General features: G+C 74.9%; 11 protein-coding genes. 3 read left to right on the top strand and 8 right to left on the bottom strand.

Annotation, left to right across the window (positions count from 1 at the left end; translation table 11 throughout):
• Positions 1 to 16: 16 nt before the first annotated feature.
• From FLW16_RS26275 to FLW16_RS26305, 7 genes are all read right to left on the bottom strand, one after another.
• On the bottom strand, positions 17 to 1012 hold the full coding sequence (locus tag FLW16_RS26275) for an enolase C-terminal domain-like protein (RefSeq protein WP_142562809.1): 996 nt from the start codon (positions 1010 to 1012) through the stop codon (positions 17 to 19).
• A 108-nt stretch (positions 1013 to 1120) separates the two neighbouring features.
• Positions 1121 to 2476: an MFS transporter gene (locus FLW16_RS26280; RefSeq protein WP_260615595.1), complete on the bottom strand. Its 1356-nt coding sequence runs from the start codon at positions 2474 to 2476 to the stop codon at positions 1121 to 1123.
• 29 nt (positions 2477 to 2505) lie between these two features.
• Positions 2506 to 3639, bottom strand: a complete 1134-nt coding sequence (locus tag FLW16_RS26285; protein WP_142562811.1) for a VWA domain-containing protein — start codon at positions 3637 to 3639, stop codon at positions 2506 to 2508.
• Complete coding sequence (locus FLW16_RS26290; RefSeq protein ID WP_221891298.1) at positions 3639 to 6008, bottom strand: DUF5682 family protein; 2370 nt, start codon at positions 6006 to 6008, stop codon at positions 3639 to 3641. Before FLW16_RS26290 ends, FLW16_RS26285 begins: the two co-directional genes overlap by 1 nt.
• Positions 5998 to 7065, bottom strand: a complete 1068-nt coding sequence (locus tag FLW16_RS26295; RefSeq protein WP_142562812.1) for an AAA family ATPase — start codon at positions 7063 to 7065, stop codon at positions 5998 to 6000. Before FLW16_RS26295 ends, FLW16_RS26290 begins: the two co-directional genes overlap by 11 nt.
• Positions 7062 to 8447 carry a DUF5691 domain-containing protein gene (locus tag FLW16_RS26300; RefSeq protein ID WP_142562813.1) on the bottom strand — a complete coding sequence of 462 codons (1386 nt, stop codon included), beginning with the start codon at positions 8445 to 8447 and terminating at the stop codon, positions 7062 to 7064. The genes FLW16_RS26295 and FLW16_RS26300 overlap by 4 nt, the downstream gene beginning before the upstream one ends.
• Entirely contained in the window at positions 8444 to 9436 is a 993-nt protein-coding gene (locus tag FLW16_RS26305) for an SWIM zinc finger family protein (RefSeq protein ID WP_260615603.1), read from the bottom strand. Before FLW16_RS26305 ends, FLW16_RS26300 begins: the two co-directional genes overlap by 4 nt.
• 288 nt (positions 9437 to 9724) lie before the next feature.
• Here FLW16_RS26305 and FLW16_RS26310 point away from each other — a divergent pair, with 288 nt between their 5' ends.
• On the top strand, positions 9725 to 10270 hold the full coding sequence (locus tag FLW16_RS26310) for a DinB family protein (RefSeq protein ID WP_142562814.1): 546 nt from the start codon (positions 9725 to 9727) through the stop codon (positions 10268 to 10270).
• A 63-nt stretch (positions 10271 to 10333) separates the two neighbouring features.
• Here FLW16_RS26310 and FLW16_RS26315 read toward each other — a convergent pair whose 3' ends face one another.
• The gene (locus tag FLW16_RS26315; RefSeq protein WP_142562815.1) at positions 10334 to 11203 is read right to left on the bottom strand and encodes a fumarylacetoacetate hydrolase family protein; all 870 of its coding nucleotides are present in this window, start codon (positions 11201 to 11203) and stop codon (positions 10334 to 10336) included.
• Between the two features lie 20 nt (positions 11204 to 11223).
• Here FLW16_RS26315 and FLW16_RS43930 point away from each other — a divergent pair, with 20 nt between their 5' ends.
• The gene (locus tag FLW16_RS43930; protein WP_185949600.1) at positions 11224 to 11646 is read left to right on the top strand and encodes a hypothetical protein; all 423 of its coding nucleotides are present in this window, start codon (positions 11224 to 11226) and stop codon (positions 11644 to 11646) included.
• A 77-nt stretch (positions 11647 to 11723) separates the two neighbouring features.
• Positions 11724 to 14669, top strand: a complete 2946-nt coding sequence (locus FLW16_RS46000; protein ID WP_312847157.1) for an AAA family ATPase — start codon at positions 11724 to 11726, stop codon at positions 14667 to 14669.
• Positions 14670 to 14691 lie beyond the last annotated feature (22 nt).

Consider the following 14691-nt stretch of genomic DNA (forward strand, 5'->3'; position numbering starts at 1 on the left):
GCGCTGGTCGCCACTGTCAGACGCGGAACGACTCGCGGGCCATGCGGCGCACCCGGTCCTCGTCCACCGTGTGCCCGAGACCGGGCTGGGTGAGCGGCACGGCGACGACCCCGCCGGACGCGCCGACCGGCGGGAGCACCACCTGGGCGCTTCGCGGCGGCTCGGCCACGTCGCTGGGCAGGGAACAGCCGGGCAGGCTGGCGACGGCGACCGTCGCGGCCCGGGCCAGCCCCGCGCCGAGACCGCCGGCGCAGACGATGTCCCACCCGGCCTCCACCGCGCGGTCGTGCGCGAGCCGTACGGCGCCGAGCGAGCCGAACTTCGCGGGGCGCAGCAGCAGCGCCCGGCCCGCTTTGAGGCTCACCGCCTCGTCGAGGTCGGGCACGGAGGTCACCTCGACCGCGACCGAGGCGGACACCCGGTCCTGCAGGTCGGCGCTGGTCAGCAGGTCCTTGAAGGGGCGTTCGATGGCCACCACCCCGTAGGAGTCCAGCGCCTCCAGCTGCGCGATCTCCGTGTAGGCGCCGCGCCCGTCCACCGCGATGGCCAGGCCGGGATAGGCGGCGCGCACGGCGCGCAGCGGCTCGACGTCCCAGCCGGGGTGCACGTCCAGCGTCACGTGGCCGTAGCCCGCGCAGACGTGCCGGTTCACGCGGGCGACCATGCTCTCGAGCGAGCGGTCGGCCGCCAGCCTGACGGTCGCGATCAGCGACGTGCGGCTGCCGCCGAGGGCGTGGGAGAGCGGGACGCCGTTCATGCGGCCCCACAGGTCCCAGCAGGCCATGTCGCCGGCCGCGCCGCCGGGGATCTCCCCCAGCTCCGAGGGGTGCTCCCAGTCGAGGCCGATGAGCGCGGGCAGGCCCCGCTCCAGCGGGCCGGCCTCGGCGGGATCGACGGCCTCGCCCCAGCCGACCATGCCGCCGTAGTCCGTGATCTTTATCAGGACGGTCTCCGGACGCCTGCCGTACGGCAGGGTCATCCTGAAGACCTCCAGCTCCCGGACACGCGGCACTCGGATCCCCTCGCTTCTTCCCCCGGATCCCGCCGAAGGCCGTCCCGGCGGCGCCTCGGGTGCGCGGCGTCCGGCCGGCCTGCTCCACGGCGGGATTTCCGGGATTCCCTAGACCTCCATGGTGCCCGCTTCGCGGCGGTGCTCGAAACGGCCGCCGACGAGAGTGGCCGTGCCCGCCATGACGACCAGCAGGCCCAGGCACGTCACGTAGACCCACGGCCGGCCCCCGTACGCGGCGAACACGGCCCCCGTGATCGCGACGGCGACGACGGAGAAGACCGATTCGCCGATGCTCAGCGACGCGCTGTTGCGGCCCTCCTCCCCGGGGGCGGACAGCTCCAGCACCAGCACCGACAACGTCGGGAAGACCATTCCGATGCCCAGGCCCGCCACGACCCAGCCCGCGAAGACCACGACGGCCGGCGTGGCAGGGATGACGATCAGTGCGGTGGCGCAGATGCCGACGGCGATCAGCGTCGCGCCGAGGCGGATGGTCAGCGCCCGCGCGTGGGGCCTGCGGCCCTGGATCCACGAGCCGAGCGACCAGGCGAGGGCCCCGCCGGTGAGCGCGAGCCCGGCCTCGGCCGTGTTCAGGTGCCGCTCCTGCACCAGCATCAGCGGGACGAACACCTCGGCGGCGAAGAACGATCCGGCCGCCAGGCCGCGCAGCGCGACCACGGTGGGCAGTCCCCGGGCCGCGCGCAGCGTCCCCTTGGGCAGCAGTTTCGGCAGCGCCACCGCGAGGACCGCCGCACCGGCGACCGCCAGGACGATCCCCGCACCCGCCGCGCCGCTGCCGTACTGCAGCAGAGCCGCGCCGATCGCGGCGCACACGCCCCAGGCGAACCGGGGCAGGAAGGCCCGGCCCATCGCCTCCCTCGGCTGCCCGTCCGTGGCGGGCAGTCCCCGCCACATGATCAGCGCGGCGGGGACCGACAGCACCGCCACGCCCAGGAAGATCAGGCGCCAGTTCCAGGTCTCCGCCACGAAACCGGTGACGGCCGGGCCGACCACGGACGGCAGCACCCACGCCGCTGCCAGCGCGGAGAACACCCGCGGGTGCATGGCGGAGGGGTACGCCTGGGCGACGAGGACGTACAGGGCCACGTTGAACAGGCCGCCGCCGAGTCCCTGGAGGAAGCGCCCGACGAGGAAGACCTCCATGACGGGCGCGAACCCGGAGACGGCCAGCCCGGCGACGAATCCCGCCACTCCCGTCCACAAGGCGGGGAACGGCCCCCGTGCGTCGCTCCAGCGCCCGCCGACCACCGTGGCGATGATGTTGGCCGCCATGCCGCCGCTGAACGCGAGGCCGTACAGGTGGTAGCCGTTCAGCTCCCGGCCGATCAGGGGCATCGCGGTGGCCACCGCGAGATATTCGAACGCCACGAGCATCACCAGGGCCACGATCCCGACGCTCAGGGCACGGTAGCGCTGGCTGAAGACGGCTGGGGCTGCGGTCATTACCGAAGACATGATACGGACATTACAAATCACCGTCCTGACGCGAAAATGCGACCTTGGTCGTAGGACCGACGCTCGATGGCGGCCGCCATGAGGCCGGGAAAGGCGTCCGGCGTGCAGGCGAAGGCCGGCACACCCATCGCGGCCAGCGCCGCCGCGTTGTCGTGGTCGTACTGCGGCGTCCCCTCGTCCGACAGCGCGAGCAGCACGATCACCTGGACCCCGGCGGCGGTCATGGCGGAGATCCTGCGCAGCATCTCCTCCCGCGGCCCGCCCTCGTACAGGTCGCTGACCAGCAGGAAGATCGTGTCGGCCGGCCGGGTGACGAGGCTCTGGCAGTAGGCCACCGCCCGGTTGATGTCGGTGCCGCCGCCGAGCTGGGTGCCGAACAGCACCTCGACGGGGTCGCGCAGCCGGTCGGTCAGGTCGGCCACGGCCGTGTCGAAGGCCACGAACGAGGTCTTGAGCGAACGCATCGAGGCGAGCACCGCGGCGAAGACGCCCGCGTACACCACAGAGGCGGCCATCGAGCCGCTCTGGTCGACGGCCAGCACGACCTCCCGCTGGACGGCCCGCTGCCCGCGGGCGTATCCGACCAGCCGGGACGGCACGACGGTCTTCCGCTCGGGGAGGTAGTTGCGGAGGTTCGCCCGGATCGTACGGTTCCAGTCGACCTCGGCCGCTCGCCTGGGCCGGTGGGTCCTCGCCGAGCGGTCGAGCGCGCCGCTGACGGCCGTCAGGGTGCGCCGCGTGAGCCGCGCCTCCAGCTCCCGCACGACCGTGCGGACGACGGCCCTGGCCGACTCGCGGGCCCGCTCCGGCATCAGCCGGCCCAGCGACAGCAGCGTGCCCACCAGGTGCACGTCGGGCTCGACGGCCTCCAGCATCTCGGGCTCCAGCAGCAGCCGGGTCAGGTCGAGCCGCTCGATGGCGTCCTTCTGCATGACCTGCACGACACCTGCGGGGAAGTACTCCCTGATGTCCCCCAGCCATCGGGCCACCCGCGGCGCGGACGCGCCGAGGCCGGCGCCGCGCCGTTCCTGCCCGTCGTACAGGGCCGTGAGGGCGGCGTCCATCCGGGCGTCCGCGCCCTCCAGCGTCCCCTCGGCCGCGCCGCCCAGCACCAGCCGCCAGCGGCGCAGCCGCTCGTCCTCGCCGTCCATCAGGGCCTCCCGCCCGTCCCGCGTCCCAGGATGTCGCGCACGGTCCGCACGGCCCCCGCCGCCAGCCCGTCGTCGTAGTCCGCCCCCTCGTCGCCCCCCGGCGAGCCGGGACGCAGTGCGGCGCCGGAGCGGACCCGCCCGCCGATCATCCGCCGCTCCGGCGCCGGGAACGCGCCGAACGTGCGCCGCAGCAACGGCAGCACGTCCACGAACGCCTCGGGTGACAGGCCGGTGAGCCAGGCGTCCACCGTGGCGAGCAGGCGCGGGTCGTGGACGAGCAGCAGGCCGCCTCCGGACAGGAAGCCCTCCATCCAGGCCGCCGACCGGGCCGGGGGGTTGCCGTGCGACATCGACCGCGCCATGCGGGCGGCCACGTCGTCCTCCAGCGCCTCGGCGTCGAACAGGATCCGCACGATCCGGCCGTCGAGCAGCCCCGGCAGGTCGTCGCGCCGGGCGATCCCGGCCAGCGTCGCGAGCCACCGGCCGCTTCCCATCAACCCGGCCGCGGTGTGGACGCCGTCCATCAGCGCCGCCATCTCGCGGGCCGCGTCCTCGTCCAGCCCCGTGAGGGCGGGGGACAGCCCGGCGCAGATCCGCGCGAGCATCGACTCGGTGACGCCCGCGAGCCCCTCGGTGCCGCGCACGTCCCCGTACCGGCGGGCCCGCACGAGCGCGGGCAGCGCCCCCATGAGATGGCGCACCTCGCCGTCGAGCGCCGCCCGGTCCTCGATCCGCCCCAGGACGTACGGCAGCGCGTCCGGCAGATGGGCGAGCAGGCAGCGCTCGACCAGCGCGGCCAGCTCGGGCAGGCCCGCGCCGCCCGCGAGGTCGCGGACGCGGGCCGTCGCCGCCGCCTCGACCGTGATCCCCCACACGGCGGCCTCGATGAGGGCCACGTCGAGCTCGGGGCGCCACTCCAGCGACCAGGACTCCTTGAACGTCCCCTTGCTCCTGGCCCGCCGTGGCGTCCCCCAGGGCACGTCCAGCAGGGCGAGCCGGTGCAGCAGCCGGCTTCGGCCGAGGTCGAGCGGCCTGCGCAGGTCGAGGTCGTGCTCCCCGGCCATGGCCTCGGGCTTCATGCGCAGCCGCCGCTGCTCGTCGCGCAGGTCCCGCCGCAGCGGCACCATCGGCGTGGTGTCCGGCACCCGCCCGAGCCGCTCCCCCACGACCATCCGCCGCTGGACCAGCTCGACCGGCAGCTCGTCGCCGCCGCACAGCACCGCCCTGACCGCCTCGGTGACCTCCGACAGCCCGGCGAGGGGCCTGCCGCGCAGCGTCGCCAGCCCCTCGGCCAGCCGTACGGCCTCGATGACGTGCGCGGAGGAGACGGGCAGGTCCTCCTCCCGCAGGATCGCGGCGGCGCGGGCGAGCCAGCGCTCCACCGGGCGGTCGGGCGCCGTGAACAGGTGCTCGTACCACCCGGGCGCGGCGACGCCCGCGCCGTAGCCCGCCCCCGCGGCGAGCCGTCCGTGGGTCCACGGCACCCACGTCATCTCGATCCTGACCTTGGGCAGACCGCGCAGCAGCCGCTCGTCCTCGGCCGGGGAGGGCGGCCGGCGGGGCACGTCTGGCGTCTCCGGGCCGGACCCGGTGGGCCGGCCGCTCCCGCGGGCACGGCCTCCGGGCGGGGACAGGGCGGGCGGGGACAGGGCGGGCGGGGACAGCACGGGCGGGGACAGCACGGGCGAGGACAGCGGGGGTGAAGTCAGCGCGGGCAGGTGCCAGGCCCCGCAGACCACCGCGATCCGGGCGAAGCCCTCTCGCGCCGCCTTCCGCAGCGTCCTGCGCATGTACGCCTCGCGCCGGGCCTCGACGCCTCCCGCGACGTGCCCCTCGCGCACGGCCCGCATCGCCTCGGCGACCACGTCGAGCGTCCCGGCCTCGCCCCGGTGCTCGACCAGGTCCTCCCACCACCGCTCCGGGTCGTCGTATCCCGCCGCGCGGGCGAGCTCGCCGATGGGATCGCGGCGTACGGGGTCGGCGTCGAGCGCGAGACTGTGCGCGGCGGGCAGGTCGCAGAACCGCGCCTCGACGCCCGCCCGGGCGGCGTAGGCGATGGCCTGCCACTCGGGCGAGAACTCCGCGAACGGCCAAAAGGCGGCCCGCGACGGCTCCCCCGGCACGTACGCGAGCAGCGCGACGGGCGGGCGCATCCCAGGGTCGGCGGCGAGCGCCACCAGGCCGTCGGCCTCGGGCGGGCCCTCGACGAGCACCAGATCGGGCCTGATCCTGTTCAGCTCGTCACGCACGGCCCTGGCCGATCCCGGCCCGTGGTGCCGCACCCCCAGCACCGACACACGCGGCACCGGCAGACCTGGCACCGGCGCCCCCCGCCCGGACGAGGCGCCGGCGGCGATCTCAGCCGACATCGCGGCAGGCCCGGTAGAAGTCGCGCCAGTCGTCGCGGTCGCGGACGACCGTCTCCAGGTACTCCTGCCAGACCACGCGGTCGGACACCGGGTCCTGGACCACGGCCCCCACGATGCCGCCCGCGACGTCGGCCGGGCGCAGCACGCCGTCCCCGAAATGGGCGGCGAGCACGATCCCATTGGTGACGACCGAGATGGCCTCCGCCGTGCTGAGCGTGCCGCTGGGCGACTTGACCTTGGTCCGCCCGTCGGATGTCACGCCCGCGCGCAGCTCCCGGAAGACCGTCACCACGCGCCGGATCTCCTCCAGCCCGGTCACGGTCTCGGGCAGTTCCAGGGAGCGGCCGAGCTGCGCCACGCGGCGGGCCACGATGCCGACCTCCTCCTCCGTGCTGGCGGGGACCGGCAGCACGACGGTGTTGAACCGCCTGCGCAGCGCGCTCGACAGGTCGTTGACCCCGCGGTCGCGGTCGTTCGCGGTGGCGATGACGTTGAAGCCCTTGGCCGCCTGCACCTCCTCCCCCAGCTCGGGGATCGGCAGCGTCTTCTCCGACAGCACGGTGATCAGGGCGTCCTGCACGTCGGACGGCATGCGCGTGAGCTCCTCGACCCGGGCCAGCCGTCCCTCCGCCATCGCGCGCATGACCGGGCTCGGCGTCAGCGCCCCGCGGGAAGGGCCCTCCGACAGCAGCCGCGCGTAGTTCCACCCGTAGCGGACGGCCTCCTCCGGCGTGCCGGCCGTGCCCTGCACGAGCAGGGTGGAGTCGCCGCTGATCGCCGCGGCGAGGTGCTCGGACAGCCAGGTCTTGGCCGTGCCGGGCACGCCGAGCAGCAGCAGCGCCCGGTCGGTGGCGAGCGTCGCCACCGCGACCTCGACGATCCTGCGCGGGCCGATGTACTTCGGCGTGATCTGGCCGCCGTCCCCCAGCACGTAGGTCGTCACCGCCCAGGGCGACAGCCGCCAGCCCGGCGGGCGTGGCCGGTCGTCGGTCTTCGCGAGGATCACCAGCTCGTCGGCGAACTGGTCCTCCGCGTGCGGGCGCAGAACGCTGGTCATGCAAGCTCCTTGAGCATGTCGAAGCGGAACCGCAGGGTCGCGGCCAGTTCGGGGACCTCCCCGGCGTGCTCGTGCATCGCGGGGTCGAACCGCTCCCCCGCCAGCCGGATCAGCTCGCCGGCGTTCCACGGCTGCGTCCGCGTGGTCTCGACGATCTTCTTGAGCACGGCCCTCGCGAGCCGGTGCCCCCACGGCCGGGGCACGCCGCCCAGCATCATGACCATCTGGCCGTCCACCGGATGGCCCGCCACCAGCTCGGCGGCCCGGTGGGATCGCTCCTCCGGCGGGAGCACGGCCAGCAGGTCGGTCAGCGGCTCGGCCTCGAACAGGGCACGCGCCCACGTCGCGTCCTGCTGCAGGATGGCGGCCCTGGTCCAGCCCATGCGGACCTCCCGCTCCCAGTCGCCGATCCGGGCCCCGGCGATCTCGTCCGGCGGCATGCCGAGGTGACCCGGCCAGAACGACAGCGGCGTGTGCGCCACCACCTGCTGCAGCCACCAGCCCCGCGTCTCCATCCCGGCGGGCGGCCGCGCCCTGACGCCGTCGCGCTCCATCTCGCCGTCGCAGGCCGGCGGCGGCTCCGCCCGGAGCCCGGAGCCGTTCCCGGTCACGAAACGGCGCGCCCGTGCGGTCATGCGGAGGGCCAGCCGCGACCGCGGCAGGCGGGTGAGGAGGTCGGCCGCGGCCTGCCGCACCTCTCGGCGCCGGTCGTCGAGCACCGCCTCCAGGAACGGTTCGTCGGCCATGCCGAGGCCGTCGGCGAGGATCGTCACGAAGACGGCCCGGTCCTCCGGCGTCTCCGCGCTCCAGCCGCGTTCGAGCAGCTCCCGCGCGGCAGCGGGGTCGCGGCGCCGCAACACGGTCAGGAAGGCACGCCTGTCGCCGCTCGTGCCGAGCTCCCACACCTCATCGGGCGGCACGTGCGCCGGCTCCGCCAGCAGGTAGGCCCAGGCGGAGTTGAGACCGGCGAGCCAGCGGCCCCGGGCTCCGGCGACCGCCCCCAGGCAGGCGCGGATCGACCGGTCCCGCGCCCCGAGGTCGAGCAGCCCGGGGATCATCTCGGCCGGGACCCGCACCCGCCGCTCGGCTGCCGTCTCCAGCCACTCGGTCAGCAGCCTGCCCTGCTCACCCCCGAGCATCCGGGCCAGCCGGTCCGCGGCGGCGCCGGGCACGAGTGGCAGCGTCTCCGCCGCCGCGGGGGCCGGCGGCCTGCCCCTGCCCGGCCGCCGCCCCGCGCGCATCCGGACCACCTGCTCGGCGGCCTGCTCCAGCAGGCTCTCCGGTGGTACGGCGCGGCGGTCGGCGCCCACCAGCGCGATGGACACCAGTTCCGCCCACGAAGCCCGCCCGGCCTCCCCTCCGCCGGAAACGGCCCGCGTCATAACCGCACCACCCCGCCGTCCTCGTCCCACGCCGTCAGCGGGAGCAGCCCGCGCGGCGTCCATTCGGCGGCGACCGTCACCGGCCTTCCGCCCGAGACGGCCAGCAGCCGCCACGGGACGCCCGCGGACGGGTGCAGCGGCAGTGCGTTCCCCTCGTCGTCCGCGAGCCCGTCCGGGCAGGGGACGACTCCGTCGAGCACCAGCGGCCAGGAGTCGGTCCATGGATCGGCCGCGAGCACCTCCGCGATCAGCGCGGGCACCTGGGAGACCTTCGTCCCCGGGGGCGGCCCCGCGTCGACGAGACCCCGTCGCTCGGCGACCAGGGCGCGCAGCGGCGACGCCCCCGGGTAGAAGGCCAGGTCGGCGTCGATCGACGAGCCCGGCGGCGGAAACGACTCGAGCGGCTGCCCGGCGGGAGCGAACGACAGCACCATCGCCAGGCGGCCCGTCGTCCGTCCCGCCAGCCACACGCGCCGGGCGACCAGCCGGTCCTGCTCCTCGTCCCGGCAGCCGACGACATCCCAGTGGTCCCGCACCGCCGGGGTGGCCAGGACCGACTCCCTCGTGACGGGGAAGCCGACCCGCGCCCGCACGGTCTGCCGCAACGGCTCGGGCAGCGCGGCGGCGCGGCGATGGGCGACCGCGAGCAGATGAAGCAGCGCGTACTCTCCGAGCAGAAGGCCCGGCCAGTCCTCGGCGCCGAGCACCCGTGAGAGCCGGGTGACCGTCCCCGCCGCACCCGGCGCCTGCGCGTCGACCAGCCGCCTGGCGAGGTCGTCCCAGTCGGCCGGCCCCGTCTGGCGCGCCTGCGCGATCCCCTGCCCGATCTGGTCGGCCAGCCACCGCTCCAGCTCCGACAGGCCCGCGGCGACCCTGCTCTCCCGCTGCTCCGCCTGGGCTCGCCTGGGCGCCGCGTGTTCCCCGGCGCCCGCGCTGGTCGTCCCATCGGGAGCCTCCGCCGGCGCCTGCTCCCGGCTCCGCCGTTCCATCACGCGCCGCAGACTAGCGACGGCCTCCGACATTTAGCCTCGCTCGCGGAGCCGGCCGAGACCCCCGGGATCGATACGAGAGAAGCAGGGACACAAGCGCCACACCATGCGGCCGAGAGAACACCCGGTCTCCCCGCGGTCTCCGCAGAACCGCCGGCCGTGAAGAGCCGGGCCGACGGGCACGGTTCCCCGGATGAGGATCACGCCGGCGACACGGCGACCGTGTTCGCGAGCCGGCGCTCCTGCCCAGGCCCGGGAACTGTCGGTGCCGTCTGGCAGGGTTGGCCCATGAGTGAGATTCCCGAGGCCAACTACTCGAAGAAGTGGGACGGCGATTCCCGGTCCGCCCTTCCCCTCGTCGGCGACGAGCGGGAGATGCTCACGGCCTTCCTCGACTGGCACCGCGAGACGTTCGCGCTGAAGTGCTCGGGTGTCCCGGAGGATCGGCTGTCGGACAAGGGGGTGCCGCCGTCCGGGCTCAGTCTCCACGGGATCCTCCGGCACCTCGGGGGCGTGGAGCGTTGGTGGTTCCGCATCCAGTTCGCCGGTGAGGACGTCCCGCTCCTCTATTACTCGGACGACGACCCCGACCAGGACTTCGAGGATCTGGACGGGGACGTCGAGGAGGCGTTCGCCGTGTGGCGGGCGGAGTGCGAGCGCTCCCGCGAGATCGTGGCGGCCGCCCGCTCACTGGACGAGACCGGTGTCCACCGCGCCACCGGACAGCCGGTCTCGCTGCGCCGCGTCCTGGTCGGCATGATCGCCGAGTACGCGCGCCACAACGGGCACGCCGACCTGCTCCGCGAGCGGCTCGACGGCGCCACCGGCCAATGAGGACACGAGCGGCGCGGTCCCGGCGATCGTCCGCAATCGGGTGAGACCGAGCCGCTCTCCCGCTCAGGGGTCGATGTCCGTGACCGTGCCCACGGGGGTGACGAGGCGGCCCAGACCGTCGATCTCGATGCGCACCTCGTCGCCCGGCGTCAGCGTGAAGTCCGACTCGGGCACGAGGCAGGTGCCGGTGGCCAGGACCACCCCGTACGGATAGCGGTCGGCACGCAGGAGGTGTTCGACGAGCTCGTCGATCCGCCGGTGAAGCAGGCCGGTGCTCGCCGAGCCCGTCCAGATCTCCCGGGAGCCGCGCGAGATACCGAGGCGGATGCCGAGGGCGTAGGGGTCGGGCACCTCCCAGGCGGGGCGGATGCCCGGCCCGAGCGCGGTTCCGCCGAGGTAGACCTTCGCCTGCGGAAGGTACAGCGGGTTCTCGCCCTCGATGGAACGGGAGCTCACGTCGTCGCAGATGGTGTAACCGGCGATCTCCCCGTTGGCGCAGACGACCACGGCCAGTTCCGGCTCCGGGACGTCCCAGGACGAGTCGGGCCGTACGGCGATCGCCTGCCCGTGCCCGCGCACCCGCCAGCCGAGGGACTTGAAGAACAGCTCGGGGCGGGGAGCGTCGTACACCATCTCGTAGACGTCGGGGGCGCGGCTCTCCTCTCTGCGCGCCTCCCGTGATCTGCGGTAGGTGACCCCCGCGGCCCAGACCTCCGTCCAGTGGTCCACGGGGGCCGCGAGCGAGGCCAGCGTCACGGCCTCACCGGTCGCCGCCGCGAGGGACCGGCGGAAGTGGCCGAGGCCGGACGAGAGCGCCTCCCCGAGCGAGAAGTCCTCGGGGAGCAGGCGGTCGCCCTCCTCGTCACGGACGGCCCAGCGCGCGGGGGCCGAGGCGCCGGTGTCATCGAGGAGGTAACCACGAACAAGTCGCATAAGCGTGCCTTCACGAGTCGATGAGAGGTTATGCGCCCCAGCCTGTACGAGCGGGGCCCGGCAGGGGAAGGGCCACCCGGGCGGTCCGGCCCGCCCGTCCGTCCGTCCGGCATGCGGTCCCCGTCGGCGAGCTGGGCAGCACCGTCGTGGTCACGCCCGGCGCCTGGCGGGAGCGGGCCGGCGAGATCGCGCGCGGGCCGGCCGCCTCCTTCACCCTCGGCTCCGGGCAGTTCTGCACCAAGCCCGGGGCCGTGCTCGTGCCCGACGCCGCGGCGCTCGCCGCCGCGCTGCCGCCCCTGACCTCGGGACGGATGCTGACGCCGGAGACGGCCGGGCGCTTCCACAGGTCGCTCGCGGAGCCGACGGCCGAGCCGGGGGTCGAGATCTCCCTGCGCGACGACGCGCGCGGCCCCCGCCTCGTGGACGGCCGCAGGACCGGCTGAGCGCCGATGCCGCGGTCACGGTTCTGTCGGGGTCGCGTGTCATACTCACCTGCGTGGTTGCGCGTACGCCGCAAAGGGTGCTGATCGGGCGTTCCACTGAGCTCGATCGGCTCGTGGGCGTGCTCGACGCCGCCGCGGCCGGGCTCGCGGGGGTCGCCCTGGTGGGCGGCGACGCGGGGATCGGCAAGACCCGGATCGTCACCGAGTTGTGCGACCTCGCGCAACGGCGGGGCTTCGTGACGCTCACCGGCCAGTGCGCCGAGCTCGGCGACGCCCTGCCCTACCTGCCGCTCGCGGACGCCCTGCGCGGCGCCGCCGCCGATGCCGACGGGCCGGTCGGTCCGGCCGTCACGGCACGTCCCGCGCTGCGGCGGCTGCTGCCCGGCGACGAGGCGGGCCCATCGGAGGTGACCACCGGGGGGCTCGCCCAGCAGCGCCTGTTCGGGTCGGTGCTCGACATGCTGTCGGAGGTGGCCGGGCGGCAGCCGGTCCTGTTCGTGTTCGAGGACCTGCACTGGGCCGACCGCTCCACTCGGGACCTGCTGGTCTTCCTCACCCGCATGCTGCAGCGCGAGCGGGTCTGCCTCGTCGGCACCTACCGCACGGACGACCTCCACCGCCGCCACCCGCTGCGTCCGGTCCTGGCCGAGCTGCGGCGGCTGCCGCTGGTCACCTCCGTCGAGCTGCCGCCGCTCGGCGACGACGAGATGGCGGAGTATCTCGCCGTCCTCGACCGGTACGGCCAGGGCCCAGCGGGCCCGGTTGCGGGACACGGCCTGACGACCGTGATCGAGCGCGCCGGGGGCAACCCGTTCTTCGCCGAGGAACTCCTGGCGGCCGGCGCCGAACGGGCGCGGCTGCCCGGAACGCTGGCCGACCTGCTGCTCGCCCGGGTGGAAACCCTGTCGGAGACCTCCCGTCAGGTGTTGCGGGTCGCCGCGGTGGCCGGGCGCCGGGTCGGCCACGACCTGCTGCGCGACGCGACCGGGCTCGGCGACCTGCCGCTGGAGGACGCGCTGCGCGAGATCGTCTCGCAGCGGCTGCTCACGGCGGGCAGCGACGGTTACACGTTCCGGCACGCGCTCCTCCAAGAGGCCGTCTACGACGACCTGCTGCCGGGCGAGCGGACCCGCCTGCACACCGCGTTCGCCGCGCTGCTCGCCGAACGCGGCGGCGCCCCCGCCGAGCTGGCCCATCACCATCTCGCGGGGCACGACCTGCCGGGCGCGCTGCGGGCGTCGGTGGAGGCCGGGCGGCTGGCCGCCGGGCTCGGCGCGCCGGCGGAGGCGCACCGGCACTTCGAGCGGGCACTGGAGATCTGGGACCAGGTGCCGGAGGCCGAACGGCTGGCCGGAGAGAACCGGGCGAGGATCGCGCTGGCCAGCGCCGCGGCGGCGGCCTCGGTCGGCGACTACCACCGGGCGGCGGAACAGGTGCGGCGGATTCGCCGCGAGGCGAGCGACCCGATCCTGATCGCGGAGACCGGCGAGCGGCTGTCCTACTATCTGGCGGACGCGGGCGGCGACGAGGCCGAGGCGGTCGAGGCCGCCCGGGAGGCGGTGGACATCGCACCGCACAGCCCGCTGCTGGCCAGGGCCCTCGCCACCTACGCCCGCGCGCTGTCCCGGCAGTACCGCGACGAGGAGGCGGCGGCGACGGCGTCCAGGGCGCTGGAGGTCGCGGAGGCGACCGGCGCCCGCGACGCGGAGGTCAGCGCCCTCATCTCGCTCGCCCTGATCGAGGAGGAGTTCGGGAGCAGCGTCGAGCACGCCGTCGACCTGCTCACGCGCGCCACCCGCCGCCCCTCGGGCGACCTGTCCATCGACCTGCGGGCGCGCTTCAACCTCGCCCGCATGCATTACGAGAACGGTGCCCTCGCGGTGGCCGCCCGCATCACCGAGGACGGCGTACGGCTGGCCGTGGAGACCGGGCTCACCTGGAGCACGTTCGGCACCGACCTGCGCTTCCTGCACTACCTGGTGCACTACGCCGACGGCGACTGGGACGCCGCGGAGCGGCTGGCGGGAGGGTTCGGCGTCCGGATCGGCACCAGGGCCGAGGCCCAGCTGTCGTCGTTCGCCCTCTTCGTCGAGGTGGGCCGGGGGCGCCCGGGCGCCGACGAGAGACTGCGGTGGCTGTCCCGCTTCTGGTCCGACGCGCTGGTCGGCTACATGGCGCGCGGCATGGCGGCCGAGCAGGCGCTGTGGCGCGGCGACCCGCACACCGCGCTCGAGCACGTCGACGCGATCGTCGCGGCGCTCGAGCCGTTCGATCCCAGTCTGATCCGCATCGCGGCCACCGGCCTGTGGGCGCTGGCCGACCTCGGCCGGACCGGCGAGCCCTGCGACGACCTGCTGCGCCGGGCGCGGTGGGCGGCGGAGAACGGGCCGAACGGCCCCCGCGGCCGGCTGGGGCCGGAAGGGATCGCCTGGCTGGCGCGGGCGGAGGCCGAGTGGCACCGCGCGCACGGCACGGAGGATCCGGAGGTCTGGCGCCGCGCCACCGAGGCCTTCGGCTTCGGCTTCGTCTACGAGGAGGCGCGGTCGCGGTGGCGCCTGGCCGAGAGCCTGTTGCGGACGGGTGACCGCGCGGCGGCCCGTGCCGAGTGGGAGCGCACCGTGCACGTGGCCGCCGCGCTTGGAGCCCGGCCCTTTCTCGAGACGCTCAGGGCGGTCGGGACGCGGGCCGGATTCCCCGACCCGACGGCGACCGTTCCCACGGCCTCCCCCGCCGCCCACGACGGCGACGCACAGGAGATCGCCTCCGGCGAGCCGCCGAGGGCGGCGCGGGAGCCGGGGCGGCTGTCCGGGCTCACCGCGCGCGAGCGGGAGGTGCTGGCCCACGTCGCGGACGGCCTGCCCAACCGGGAGATCGGCGAGCGGCTGTTCATCTCGCAGAAGACGGTCAGCGTGCACGTCTCGAACATCCTGGCCAAGCTCGGCGTGACCAGCCGCACCCAGGCCGCCGCGGTCGCCCTCCAGGAAGGGCTGTCGCCGGGCGCCGCGGACGGAAATACTGTGTAATCGAGGCTCGGCACCAGCAACA

This window comes from Microbispora sp. KK1-11, assembly GCF_006874435.1.
Lineage (GTDB): Bacteria > Actinomycetota > Actinomycetes > Streptosporangiales > Streptosporangiaceae > Microbispora > Microbispora catharanthi.

Bases quoted from the DNA above. Each gene is read 5' to 3' on its own strand.
- FLW16_RS43930 (WP_185949600.1), top strand. From the start codon at position 11,224: ATGAGAGGTTATGCGCCCCAGCCTGTACGAGCGGGGCCCGGCAGGGGA.
- FLW16_RS26295 (WP_142562812.1), bottom strand. From the start codon at position 7,065: ATGACCAGCGTTCTGCGCCCGCACGCGGAGGACCAGTTCGCCGACGAG.
- FLW16_RS26285 (WP_142562811.1), bottom strand. From the start codon at position 3,639: ATGGACGGCGAGGACGAGCGGCTGCGCCGCTGGCGGCTGGTGCTGGGC.
- FLW16_RS26300 (WP_142562813.1), bottom strand. From the start codon at position 8,447: ATGACGCGGGCCGTTTCCGGCGGAGGGGAGGCCGGGCGGGCTTCGTGG.
- FLW16_RS26310 (WP_142562814.1), top strand. From the start codon at position 9,725: ATGAGTGAGATTCCCGAGGCCAACTACTCGAAGAAGTGGGACGGCGAT.
- FLW16_RS26305 (WP_260615603.1), bottom strand. From the start codon at position 9,436: ATGGAACGGCGGAGCCGGGAGCAGGCGCCGGCGGAGGCTCCCGATGGG.
- FLW16_RS26315 (WP_142562815.1), bottom strand. From the start codon at position 11,203: ATGCGACTTGTTCGTGGTTACCTCCTCGATGACACCGGCGCCTCGGCC.
- FLW16_RS26280 (WP_260615595.1), bottom strand. From the start codon at position 2,476: ATGACCGCAGCCCCAGCCGTCTTCAGCCAGCGCTACCGTGCCCTGAGC.
- FLW16_RS26290 (WP_221891298.1), bottom strand. From the start codon at position 6,008: ATGTCGGCTGAGATCGCCGCCGGCGCCTCGTCCGGGCGGGGGGCGCCG.